At 64.3% G+C, this 12151-nt stretch carries 7 protein-coding genes; all 7 read left to right on the top strand.

Translation table 11 applies throughout. The features are described 5' to 3' along the window. Window positions 1-271: 271 nt before the first annotated feature. The 7 genes from HU729_RS16145 (at window position 272) to HU729_RS16115 (ending at window position 12118) form a co-directional block, all read left to right on the top strand. Window positions 272-2323, top strand: a complete 2052-nt coding sequence (locus tag HU729_RS16145; protein WP_186667322.1) for a bifunctional diguanylate cyclase/phosphodiesterase — start codon at window positions 272-274, stop codon at window positions 2321-2323. Window positions 2324-2483: 160 nt separating this feature from the next. Next, window positions 2484-3821, top strand: coding sequence for an imelysin family protein (locus HU729_RS16140; RefSeq protein WP_186710952.1), 1338 nt, complete (start codon window positions 2484-2486; stop codon window positions 3819-3821). Window positions 3822-4060: 239 nt separating this feature from the next. Continuing rightward, window positions 4061-5488 (top strand): di-heme oxidoredictase family protein, encoded by a 1428-nt coding sequence (locus HU729_RS16135; RefSeq protein WP_186710951.1) that lies wholly within the window; start codon window positions 4061-4063, stop codon window positions 5486-5488. An 18-nt stretch (window positions 5489-5506) separates the two neighbouring features. Beyond that, a complete protein-coding gene (locus HU729_RS16130) occupies window positions 5507-6571 on the top strand; it encodes an imelysin family protein (protein ID WP_186667325.1) in 1065 nt (354 codons plus the stop codon). 2 nt (window positions 6572-6573) lie between these two features. Then, window positions 6574-7671 (top strand): DUF1513 domain-containing protein, encoded by a 1098-nt coding sequence (locus HU729_RS16125; RefSeq protein ID WP_186667326.1) that lies wholly within the window; start codon window positions 6574-6576, stop codon window positions 7669-7671. 219 nt (window positions 7672-7890) lie between these two features. Then, a complete protein-coding gene (locus tag HU729_RS16120; RefSeq protein ID WP_186667327.1) occupies window positions 7891-9021 on the top strand; it encodes an efflux RND transporter periplasmic adaptor subunit in 1131 nt (376 codons plus the stop codon). A gap of 13 nt (window positions 9022-9034) precedes the next feature. Then, window positions 9035-12118: a multidrug efflux RND transporter permease subunit gene (locus HU729_RS16115; RefSeq protein ID WP_186710950.1), complete on the top strand. Its 3084-nt coding sequence runs from the start codon at window positions 9035-9037 to the stop codon at window positions 12116-12118. The last annotated feature ends 33 nt before the right edge of the window (window positions 12119-12151 follow it).

The raw sequence follows: 12151 nt of genomic DNA, 5'->3' as shown, positions 1-12151 counted from the left end.
TTTTTTCTGTTTCCAGGGTCCAGGAAACGGAAAAACCACCGCTTATTTTCAAGCGCCCCGCGTCCCCTCTCTTGCTCCCCCCCAATAGCGCGCTAACATCAACCTTCTGGAAAGTTGATGCAGGACATTCAAGTCGCATGGCCGCGTAACCGATACAGTACTCAGGGTGCATCCAGCGACGGGCCCCTCGCCTGCCGCGGCAATCGGTCGATAGTGTATTGCCAAGGTTGATGGCAAAATAATGGCATGCGCATGGATTAAGGAAACCCCATTGAAGCTGGAATTTCGGAACAGCTTGTCGGTCAAGTTGCTCAGGGTCGTGCTGCTGTCGGCGCTCGCGGTGGGCGTCGTTCTCAGTTGTGCGCAGATCGTCTATGACACCTACAAGACCCGCCAGGCCGTCGACAACGATGCCCAGCGCATCCTCGACATGTTCCGCGACCCCTCCACCCAAGCGGTCTACAGCCTCGACCGAGAGATGGGCATGCAGGTCATGGAGGGCCTGTTCCAGGACGAATCGGTCCGCATGGCCTCCATCGGCCACCCCAATGAAACCATGCTCGCGCAGAAGTCCCGCCCCCTGCAGGACATGCCCCTGCGCTGGTTGACCGACCTGATCCTCGGCCAGGAGCGCACCTACACCACCCAACTGGTCGGCCGCGGCCCCTACAGCGAATACTACGGCGACCTGAGCATCACCCTCGATACCGCCAGCTATGGCGAGGGCTTTCTGGTCAACGCGGTCATCATCTTCATTTCCGGCGTGCTGCGCGCCCTGGCCATGGGCCTGGTGCTTTACCTCGTGTACCACTGGCTACTGACCAAACCGCTGTCGAAAATCATCGAGCACCTCACCCAGATCAACCCTGATCGCCCCAGCCAGCACCAGATTCCCCAACTCAAGGGCCACGAACGCAACGAGCTCGGCTTGTGGGTCGACACCGCCAACCAGTTGCTGGCCTCCATCGAACGCAACACCCATTTGCGCCACGAGGCGGAAAACAGCCTGCAGCGCATGGCCCAGTACGACTTCCTTACCGGCCTGCCCAACCGCCAGCAGTTGCAACAGCAACTGGACAAGATTCTCGTCGATGGCGGGCGCCTGCAGCACCGTGTGGCCGTACTGTGCGTGGGCCTGGACGACTTCAAGGGCATCAACGAACAGTTCAGCTACCAGGTCGGCGACCAGTTGCTGCTGGCCCTGGCCGACCGCCTGCGCGCCCACAGCGGCCGCCTCGGCGCCCTCGCTCGCCTGGGTGGCGACCAGTTCGCCCTGGTCCAGGCCAACATCGAACAGCCCTACGAGGCTGCCGAGCTGGCCCAGAGCATTCTCGACGACCTGGAGGTGCCCTTCGCCCTCGACCACCAGGAAATCCGCCTGCGTGCCACCATCGGCATCACCCTGTTCCCCGAAGACGGCGACAGCACCGAGAAGCTGCTGCAAAAGGCCGAACAGACCATGACCCTGGCCAAGGCCCGCTCGCGCAACCGCTATCAGTTCTATATTGCCAGCGTCGACAGCGAGATGCGTCGGCGCCGCGAGCTGGAAAAAGACCTGCGCGAGGCGTTGCCGCGCAACCAGCTCTACCTGGTGTATCAACCCCAGATCAGCTACCGCGACCACCGCGTGGTCGGCGTCGAGGCGCTGCTGCGCTGGCAGCATCCTGAGCTGGGCATGGTCCCGCCGGACCAGTTCATTCCGCTGGCCGAACAGAACGGTAACATCATCGCCATCGGCGAATGGGTGCTCGACCAGGCCTGCCGCCAACTGCGCGAGTGGCATGACCTGGGTTTCAGCGAGCTGCGCATGGCGGTCAACCTGTCGACCGTGCAACTACACCACAACGAGCTGCCGCGAGTGGTCAACAACCTGCTGCAGGCCTACCGTCTGCCACCGCGCAGCCTGGAGCTGGAAGTCACCGAGACCGGCCTGATGGAAGACATCAGCACCGCCGCGCAACACCTGCTGAGCCTGCGCCGCTCAGGGGCGCTGATCGCCATCGATGACTTCGGCACCGGCTACTCCTCGCTCAGTTACCTGAAGTCGCTGCCGCTGGACAAGATCAAGATCGACAAGAGCTTCGTTCAGGACCTGCTGGACGACGATGACGATGCCACCATCGTCCGTGCCATCATCCAGCTGGGCAAAAGCCTGGGCATGCAGGTCATCGCCGAAGGCGTGGAAACCGCCGAGCAGGAAACCTACATCATCGCCCAGGGCTGCCATGAGGGTCAGGGCTACCACTACAGCAAGCCGCTGCCCTCGCGCGAGCTGACCGCCTTCCTCAAGCACGCCCAACGCAACCAGGTCTCGGCACTCTGAGCGTGGTCGTCATTGACGACCCTGGAAACGACATTTGCACGAAAAGCACGGCCAACCCTTTACATCAAATGCAAATCTTTCGCATTATGTTGCGGTTTCGCGTGCCACGGCGCAGCGCTTCCAACACATGGTCCAACCAAACGACGCAGGGAAACCAACAATGATTCGAATGCCTCTGGCCTCCGCCAGTCTGCTGGCCATCGCCATCGCCATCGCTCTCGCCGGCTGCGGCGAAGGCAAGGACGACAAGGCCGCCGCTCCGCAAGCCCAGGCACCTGCCGCCAGCACCGCCGCCGCACCGGGGGCTGTCGATGAAGCTGCTGCCCAGGCCGTGGTCAAGCACTACGCCGAAATGGTCCATGCCGTGTACAGCGACTCGCTGAGCACCGCCAAGCAACTGCAGACCGCCATCGACGCCTTCCTGGCCAAGCCCAACGATGAAACCCTGAAGGCCGCCAAGGACGCCTGGGTCGCTTCCCGCGTTCCTTACCTGCAGAGCGAAGCCTTCCGCTTCGGCAACACCATCATCGACGACTGGGAAGGTCAGGTGAACGCCTGGCCCCTGGACGAAGGCCTGATCGACTACGTCGACAAGAGCTACGAGCACGCCTTGGGCAACCCGGCTGCCAACGCCAACATCATCGCCAACCCTGAGATCCAGGTCGGCGAAGACAAGGTCGACGTCAAGGAAATCACTCCCGAGAAACTGGCCAGCCTGAACGAGCTGGGCGGTTCCGAAGCCAACGTCGCCACCGGCTACCACGCCATCGAATTCCTGCTCTGGGGCCAGGACCTCAACGGCACGGGCCCAGGCGCAGGCAACCGTCCGGCTTCGGACTACCTCGAAGGCCAGGGTGCCACCGGTGGTCACAACGACCGTCGCCGCGCCTACCTTAAAGCCGTCACCGACCTGCTGGTGAGCGACCTCGAAGAGATGGTCGGCAACTGGGCACCGAACGTCGCCGACAACTACCGCGCTTCGCTGGAAGCCGAGCCGGTCAAGGATGGCCTGCGCAAGATGCTGTTCGGTATGGGCAGCCTGTCGCTGGGCGAACTGGCGGGCGAGCGCATGAAGGTCTCGCTGGAAGCCAACTCGCCTGAAGACGAGCACGACTGCTTCAGCGACAACACCCACTGGTCGCACTTCTACGACGCCAAGGGCATCCGCAACGTCTACCTGGGCGAGTACACCCGTCCGGACGGCTCCAAGGTCAGCGGCCCGAGCCTGTCGTCGCTGGTAGCCAAGGTCGACCCGGCCACCGACGCCACCCTGAAGGCCGACCTGCAGGACACCGAAGCGAAGATCCAGGTGATCGTCGACCACGCCCTCAAGGGCGAGCACTACGACCAGCTGATCGCTGCCGACAACGCTGCAGGCAACCAGGTGGTGCGCGACGCCATCGCCGCACTGGTCAAGCAGACCGGTGCCATCGAGCAGGCCGCCGGCAAGCTGGGCATCGACAACCTGAACCCGGACACTGCAGACCACGAGTTCTGATGCCAGGGTGAAGGGTTGAAAGGGGCGGCCTTCGGGTCGCCTTTTTCATGTCCGGGCTTTGCGCCGACCAAACCCGCCCCTTCGCGGGCAAGCCCATTCCCACTGGTACCTGTGGGAGCGGGCTTGCCCGCGAAGGGGTCGCCAGCGGATTCAGCAGGCAATTGCAAATTGCTCTTATTCAAACATCCCCATTTTGCTAAGCTTGCACGCCGGTTTTTCGCTCACGCCCAGGATTCTCGATGTCCTCGTCGCTGTCCCGACTCCCACTTCTGCTGCTGGTCACCGTCCTGGCCGCCTGTGACGACGCTCCGCGTTTCACCCAGGCCGAGCCCGGCGAAGCGCTGTCCGGCGGCAAGGCGACGATCCTGCGCAGCGACCGCAACGCCTTCTCGATGCCCTCGGCCAACCTCACGCCCGAGCGACGCCTGGACTTCAGCGTCGGCAACAGCTTCTTCCGCAGCCCCTGGGTGATTGCGCCTTCGACCACCACTGCCCGCGATGGCCTGGGCCCGCTGTTCAACACCAACGCCTGCCAGAACTGCCACATCCGCGACGGCCGTGGTCATCCGCCTGAGGCCGACGCCCGCAATGCCGTCTCCATGCTGGTGCGCCTGTCGATCCCCGACCAGCCGCAGTTCGTCAAGGAAATCGAGCGCCTCGGCGTGGTTCCCGAGCCGGTCTACGGCACGCAACTGCAAGACATGTCGATCCCAGGCGTGCCGCCGGAAGGCAAGGTGCGGGTCAGCTATGAGCACGAAACGGTCAGGTTCAACGATGGCCACCAGGTCGAACTGCGCCGCCCGACCGTGGAGATCACCCAGCTCGGCTACGGCCCGATGCACCCGGACACACGCATCTCCGCCCGCGTCGCCCCGCCCATGATCGGCCTCGGACTGCTCGAGGCCATCCCGGAGGCTGCGCTTTTGGCCAACGAAGACCCGGATGATCGCAACAACGACGGCATCCGCGGCCGCGCCAACCGGGTCTGGGACGATGCCCAGGGCAAGACCGTGGTCGGCCGCTTCGGCTGGAAAGCCGGGCAGCCCAACGTCAACCAGCAGAACGTCCACGCCTTCGCTGGCGACATGGGCCTGACCAGCACGCTCAAGCCCGAGGACGATTGCACGCCGGCGCAGGTCGAATGCCGCGCCGCGCCCAACGGTGACGGTGACAACGGCGAAAAGGAAGTCAGCGACAACATCCTGCGCCTGGTGACGTTCTACACCCGCAACCTGGCGGTGCCTGCACGCCGCGAGGTGAATTCGCCGCAGGTGCTGGCCGGCAAGAACCTGTTCTTCCAGGCGGGCTGCCAGGGCTGCCACACACCGCAGTTCACCACCGGTAGCGACAACGTCGAGCCAGAACTGGCCAACCAGATGATCCGCCCCTACAGCGACCTGCTGTTGCACGACATGGGTCCGGGCCTGGCCGACAACCGCAGCGAGTTCGCCGCCGGTGGCCAGGATTGGCGCACCCCGCCGCTGTGGGGTATCGGCCTGACCGAAACCGTCAGCGGCCACACCCAGTTCCTCCATGACGGTCGCGCCCGCAACCTGCTCGAGGCCGTGCTCTGGCACGGTGGCGAAGCCGAGGCTGCACGCCGTCACGTACTGACCTTCAATGCCGAGCAACGCGCCGCGCTGCTGGCTTTCCTGAACTCACTTTAAACGCGCAAGGAGCCGGGCATGTTCCGACCCAAACTGTTGTTCACCAGCCTCGCCGCCATCGCCCTGGGCGCCTGCTCGCCGCAGGACCAGCAGGCGGTGACCTCCGCCGCCATCGCCCAGCAGGTGATCCTGCCGACCTACAGCCGCTGGGTCGAGGCCGACCGCCAACTGGCCGCCAGCGCCCTGGCCTATTGCGAAGGCAAGCAGAGCCTGGACACCGCCCGCGCCGACTTCCTCAACGCGCAGAAGGCCTGGGCCGAACTGCAGCCGCTGCTGGTCGGCCCATTGGCCGAAGGCAACCGCGCCTGGCAAGTGCAGTTCTGGCCCGACAAGAAGAACCTGGTCGGTCGCCAGGTCGAGCAACTGGTCAGCGGCGACAAGCCGGTCGATGCCGATGCTCTCGGCAAGGCCAGCGTCGTGGTCCGTGGTCTGTCGGCCTACGAGTACATCCTCTTCGACAGCAAGCCGGACATCGCCACCGCCGAGCAGAAAGCCCGCTACTGCCCGCTGCTGGTGGCCATCGCCGAACACCAGAAAGCCCTGGCCGAAGACATTCTCAAGAGCTGGAACAGCACCGATGGCATGCTGTCGCAGATGACCAAGTTCCCCAACCAGCGCTACGCCGATTCGCATGAAGCGATCGCCGACCTGCTGCGCGCGCAGGTTACCGCCCTGGACACGCTGAAGAAGAAACTCGGCGCCCCCATGGGCCGTCAGAGCAAGGGCATCCCTCAGCCCCTGCAGGCCGAAGCCTGGCGCAGCCACTCCTCGCTCAAGAGCCTGGAGGCTTCGCTCAAGGCTGCCGAAGCCGTCTGGACCGGCGTCGACAACAAAGGCCTGCGCGGTTTGCTGGGCAAGGATCAGAGCGCGCTGGCGCAAAAGATCGACGATGCCTACGCCACCGCTGCCAAACTGCTGGCCGACAACCAGAAGACCCTGGGCGAACTGCTCGCCGACGATGCCGGCAAACAGACCCTCAACCAGATCTACGACAGCCTCAACGTCGTCCATCGCCTGCACGAAGGTGAGCTGGCCAAGGCGTTGAACATCCAGCTGGGCTTCAATGCCAACGACGGTGACTGATCATGCTGCGACGCCAGGCCCTCAAACTCGGTAGCGTGCTGCTCAGCGCCCTGACGCTCGGCGGCTGGACCCTGCTGCGCAACAAGGGCAGCGAGCCCCTGCTGCTGTCGGCGCGTGACGATGCCGATGGCGGCCACCATGCCGTAGGCTACCGCCTCGACGGTACCCAGGTGTTCGCCACCCAGGTGGCCCAGCGTTGCCATGCGATCATCCATCACCCCGAGCAGCCGATCGCCCTGTTCGTCGCCCGTCGCCCGGGTACCGAAAGCTACCTGATCGACCTGCGCGACGGGCGTCTGCTGCAGACGCTCACCTCGCAACCGAACCGGCACTTCTACGGCCATGCGGTCATCCACAAGGATGGCGAATGGCTATACGCCACCGAAAACGACACCACCGACCCCGGGCGCGGGGTGCTCGGCGTCTACCGCTTCGAGGGTCAGCGCCTGGTACACAGCGGAGAGATCTCCACCCATGGCGTCGGCCCCCATGAGGTGGCCTGGATGCCCGACGGCGAAACCCTGGTGGTGGCCAACGGTGGCATCCGCACCGAGGCCGAAAGTCGGGTAGAGATGAACCTCGACGCCATGGAGCCGAGCCTGGTGCTGATGCAGCGTGATGGCACGCTGCTTAGCAAGGAGACACTGGCCCAGCAGATGAACAGCGTGCGCCATCTCGCGGTGGGCAACGACGGCACCGTCCTTGCCTGCCAGCAGTTCATGGGAGGTTCTGAAGAAACCGCCGAACTGTTGGCGATCAAACGCCCGGGCGAGGCATTCAAGCCGTTCCCGGTGCCGGAGCATCAATTGCAGTCCATGGCCCAGTACACCGCCAGCGTCGCCGTGCACAGTGACCTGCGCCTGGTGGCACTGACTGCACCGCGGGCCAACCGCCTGTTCATCTGGGACCTGGACAGCGGCGCGGTGAAGCTCGATGCACCGATGCCCGACTGCGCCGGGGTCGGCGCGGTCAAGGACGGCTTCGTCGTCACCTCCGGGCAGGGGCGCTGCCGCTATTACGACTGCCGCAAGGCAGAGCTGGTCGGGCAGCCGATGAATCTGCCATCCGGGCTTTGGGACAATCACCTGCATCTGGTCTGATTCAGCACTGGCCACACCGGCCCTATCGCGGGACGAGCCCGCTCCCACAGGCCCGGCATCCACGGGTAGTGGGAGCAGGCTCGACCTGCGATAGGGCCAGCTCAGCCGATACATCTCCCACTTCCCGAAAAACAGTCAATACTTCCCTTCATCCGCACGTGGGCAGGATCGCCCGTGTTCGTGCCATACCCATAACAATCACATCCAAGGAACCGGACCATGCTACGCCGCCGCATGCTGATCATGTTGGCCGTGGTGCTGCTGATCGTGCTCGCCCTGGGGGGCATCAAGGCCTTTTCGATCTACCGCCAGATCCAGGTCTTTTCCGCCCCCAAACCCGCGATCAGCGTCGCCGCCGCCAAGGCCGAACAACGCCAGTGGCAGGAGCGCCTGCCCGCGGTCGGCAGCCTCAAGGCGCTGCAGGGCGTCGAGCTCAGCCTGGAAGTGGCCGGAACGGTCAAGCGCCTGCTTTTCGATTCCGGGCAACAGGTCAAGGTCGGGCAACTGCTGCTCGAACTGGACAGCGAACAGGAGGCCGCGCTGCTGGGCACCGCCCAGGCCGACCTGGGCCTGGCCAAGGTCGATTTCGGCCGCGGCAGCCAGTTGGTAGGCGACTCGGCCATCTCCCGCGGTGAGTTCGACCGCCTCACCGCCCAGTACCGGCGCAACCAGGCCGTGGTCGAACAGCTCAAGGCCTCGCTGGCCAAAAAAAGCATGAAGGCGCCGTTCAGCGGCACCATCGGCATTCGCCAGGTGGATGTCGGCGACTATCTGGCCAGCGGCACGGTGATTGCCACGCTGCAGGACCTTTCCAGCCTCTACGTCGACTTCAACGTGCCCGAACAGGCACTGCCACAGTTGTCCCTCGGCCAGCAGGTGCTGGTGCAGGTGGCGGCCTTCCCCGGCCAGACCTTCCCCGCCCGCCTCAGCGCGATCAATCCCAAGGTCGAGGAAAGTACGCGCAACCTGCTGCTGCGCGCCACCCTGGCCAACCCGGACGGCAAGCTGCTACCGGGCATGTTCGCCAGCCTGCTGGTGCTGCTGCCCGACCCGCAATTGCAGGTGGTGGTGCCGGAGAGCGCGGTCACCTACACCCTCTACGGCAACTCGGTGTATGTGGTCGGCGAGAAGAAGGCCGACGATGGCCAGACACAACTGGTTGCCGAACAGCGCACCGTACAGACCGGCGAGCGCCGCGATGGCGTGGTGGTGGTGCGCAAGGGGCTGCAGGCCGGCGAGCAGGTGGTCACTGCCGGACAGCTCAAACTCAGCCCCGGCGCTGCGATACGCATCAGCCAGGACCCGCCCCTGTCGCCCGCCGACGCCCAAGGCGCGGCTGCCACCCACTGACGCGGAGGCTGGCATGGCATTCACCGACCCGTTCATCCGCCGCCCCGTGCTCGCCAGCGTGGTCAGCCTGCTGATCCTGCTGCTCGGCTTCCAGGCCTGGAGCAAGCTACAGATCCGCCAGTACCCGCAGATGGAAAACGCCCTGATCACGGTAACCACCGCCTACCCCGGTGCCAACGCCGAGACCATCCAGGGCTACATCACCCAACCGCTGCAGCAGAGCCTGGCCAGCGCCGACGGCATCGACTACATGACCTCGGTGAGCCGTCAGAACTTTTCGGTGATCTCGGTCTACGCGCGCATCGGTGCCGACACGGATCGCCTGTTCACCCAACTGCTGGCCAAGGCCAACGAGGTGCGCAACAAGCTGCCGCAGGACTCCGAAGACCCGGTCCTGAGCAAGGAAGCCGCCGATGCCTCGGCGCTGATGTACATCAGCTTCTACAGCAGCGAGATGAGCAACCCGCAGATCACCGACTACCTGTCACGGGTCATCCAGCCCAAGCTTGCGACCCTGCCGGGCATGGCCGAAGCCGAAATCCTCGGCAATCAGGTGTTCGCCATGCGCATCTGGGTCGACCCGGTGAAGCTGGCCGGGTTCGGCCTTTCGGCCACCGACGTGACCAGCGCGGTGCGCCGCTACAACTTCCTGGCGGCCGCCGGCGAGGTGAAGGGCGAATACGTGGTCACCAGCGTCAATGCCACCACCGAACTGAAGTCCGCCGAAGCCTTCGCCGCCCTGCCGGTCAAGACCGTCGGCGACAGTCGTGTGCTGCTCGGCGATGTGGCGCGCATCGAGATGGGCGCGGAGAACTACGACACGGTCAGTTCCTTCGACGGCATCCCGTCTGTCTATATCGGCATCAAGGCCACGCCTTCGGCCAACCCGCTGGAGGTGATCAAGGAGGTGCGGCGAATCATGCCGGACCTGCAAAGCCAGTTGCCCTCGGCACTGAAAGTCTCCATCGCCTACGACGCCACGCTGTTCATTCAGGCCTCCATCGATGAAGTGATCAAGACCCTCGGCGAAGCGGTGCTGATCGTCATCGTCGTGGTGTTCCTGTTCCTCGGTGCGCTGCGCTCGGTGCTGATCCCGGTGATCACCATCCCGCTGTCGATGATCGGCGTGCTGTTCTTCATGCAGATGATGGGGTATTCGCTGAACCTGCTGACCTTGCTGGCCATGGTGCTGGCCATCGGCCTGGTGGTGGACGACGCGATCGTCGTGGTGGAGAACATCCACCGCCATATCGAGGAGGGCAAGACGCCGTTCGACGCCGCCCTCGAAGGCGCGCGGGAAATCGCCATGCCGGTGGTGTCGATGACCATCACCCTGGCGGCGGTGTACGCACCGATCGGCTTCCTCACCGGGCTGACCGGCGCGCTGTTCAAGGAGTTCGCCTTGACCCTGGCGGGTGCGGTGGTGATCTCCGGAATCGTGGCCCTGACCCTGTCACCGATGATGTGCGCCCTGCTGCTGCGCCCCGAGCAGAGCGGGAAAGGCCTGGCCCATCGCCTGGACCAGATCTTCGAGCGCCTGAAAGTGCGTTACCAGCGCCTGCTGCACGGCACCCTCGACAGCCGCCCGGTGGTCATCGTCTTCGCCGTGATCATCCTGTGCCTGATCCCGGTACTGCTCAAGTTCACCCAGAACGAGCTGGCGCCCAACGAAGACCAGGGGGTGATCTTCATGATGAGCAGCTCGCCGCAGCCGGCCAACCTGGATTACCTCAACGCCTACACCGACCGTTTCACACCGCTGTTCAAGACCTTCCCCGAGTATTACTCCTCGTTCCAGATCAACGGTTTCAATGGGGTACAAAGCGGCATTGGCGGCTTTCTGCTCAAGCCCTGGAACGAGCGCGAACGTACGCAGATGCAACTGCTGCCGCTGGTGCAGGCCAAGCTCGAGGACATCGGCGGGCTGCAGATCTTCGGCTTCAACCTGCCATCGTTGCCGGGTACTGGCGAAGGCCTGCCGTTCCAGTTCGTGCTCAACACCGCAGGCGACTACCCTGCCCTGCTGGAGGTGGCCCAGCGCGTCAAGGAGCGCGCCCAGGCCTCGGGCAAGTTCGCCTTCCTCGACATCGACCTGGCCTTCGACAAGCCCGAAGTGGTGGTCGATATCGACCGGGCCAAGGCGGCGCAGATGGGGGTGTCGATGGACACCCTCGGCGGAACGCTGGCCACCCTGCTGGGCGAGGCGGAGATCAACCGTTTCACCCTCGAAGGGCGCAGCTACAAGGTGATCGCCCAGGTCGAACGGGCCTACCGCGACAACGCCGGCTGGCTGAACAACTATTACGTGAAGAACGATCAGGGCCAGTTATTGCCCCTGTCGACCCTGATCACCCTCAGCGAACGTGCCCGACCACGCCAGCTCAACCAGTTCCAGCAGTTGAACTCGGCGATCATCCAGGGCGTACCTATGGTCAGCATGGGCGAGGCGCTGGATACCATCCGCAACATCGCCCGCGAGGAGGCGCCGGAGGGCTTTGCCTTCGACTATGCCGGCGCCGCGCGGCAGTTCGTCCAGGAAGGCAGTGCCCTGTGGGTGACCTTCGGTCTGGCCCTGGCGATCATCTTCCTGGTGCTGGCCGCACAGTTCGAAAGCTTCCGCGATCCACTGGTGATTCTGGTGACCGTGCCGCTGTCGATCTGTGGCGCACTGCTGCCGCTGTTTCTCGGTGTCTCGAGCATGAACATCTACACCCAGGTCGGGCTGGTGACATTGATCGGGCTGATCAGCAAGCACGGCATCCTGATCGTCGAGTTCGCCAACCAGCTGCGCGAGGAAAAGGGCCTGGGGGTGCGCGAGGCGATCGAGGAAGCCGCGGCGATCCGTCTACGGCCGGTGCTGATGACCACCGCAGCAATGGTATTCGGCATGGTGCCACTGATCCTGGCGACGGGTGCCGGCGCAGTGAGCCGGTTCGACATCGGTATCGTGATTGCCACCGGCATGTCGATCGGCACGCTGTTTACCTTGTTCGTACTGCCCTGCGTGTACACCTTGCTGGCGCATCGGACGGTGGCGGACGAGCGCCAAGGGATGGACGGCACAACCCCACGCCCGGAAAGACGACAAACCCATTAGCCAGAAACAACAAGGCCCCGCTTCTGCGGGGCC

The sequence above is a fragment of the Pseudomonas sp. RW10S2 genome (assembly GCF_014268985.1).
In the GTDB taxonomy this organism is placed as follows: domain Bacteria; phylum Pseudomonadota; class Gammaproteobacteria; order Pseudomonadales; family Pseudomonadaceae; genus Aquipseudomonas; species Aquipseudomonas wayambapalatensis.
The sequence above is the reverse complement of the archived record's forward strand: the minus strand, read 5'-3'. Positions and strand labels throughout refer to the sequence as shown.

Excerpts from the sequence above, each read along its gene's own strand:
- HU729_RS16130 (WP_186667325.1), top strand. The coding sequence starts at position 5,507 with ATGTTCCGACCCAAACTGTTGTTCACCAGCCTCGCCGCCATCGCCCTG.
- HU729_RS16135 (WP_186710951.1), top strand. The coding sequence starts at position 4,061 with ATGTCCTCGTCGCTGTCCCGACTCCCACTTCTGCTGCTGGTCACCGTC.
- HU729_RS16140 (WP_186710952.1), top strand. The coding sequence starts at position 2,484 with ATGATTCGAATGCCTCTGGCCTCCGCCAGTCTGCTGGCCATCGCCATC.
- HU729_RS16125 (WP_186667326.1), top strand. The coding sequence starts at position 6,574 with ATGCTGCGACGCCAGGCCCTCAAACTCGGTAGCGTGCTGCTCAGCGCC.
- HU729_RS16115 (WP_186710950.1), top strand. The coding sequence starts at position 9,035 with ATGGCATTCACCGACCCGTTCATCCGCCGCCCCGTGCTCGCCAGCGTG.
- HU729_RS16120 (WP_186667327.1), top strand. The coding sequence starts at position 7,891 with ATGCTACGCCGCCGCATGCTGATCATGTTGGCCGTGGTGCTGCTGATC.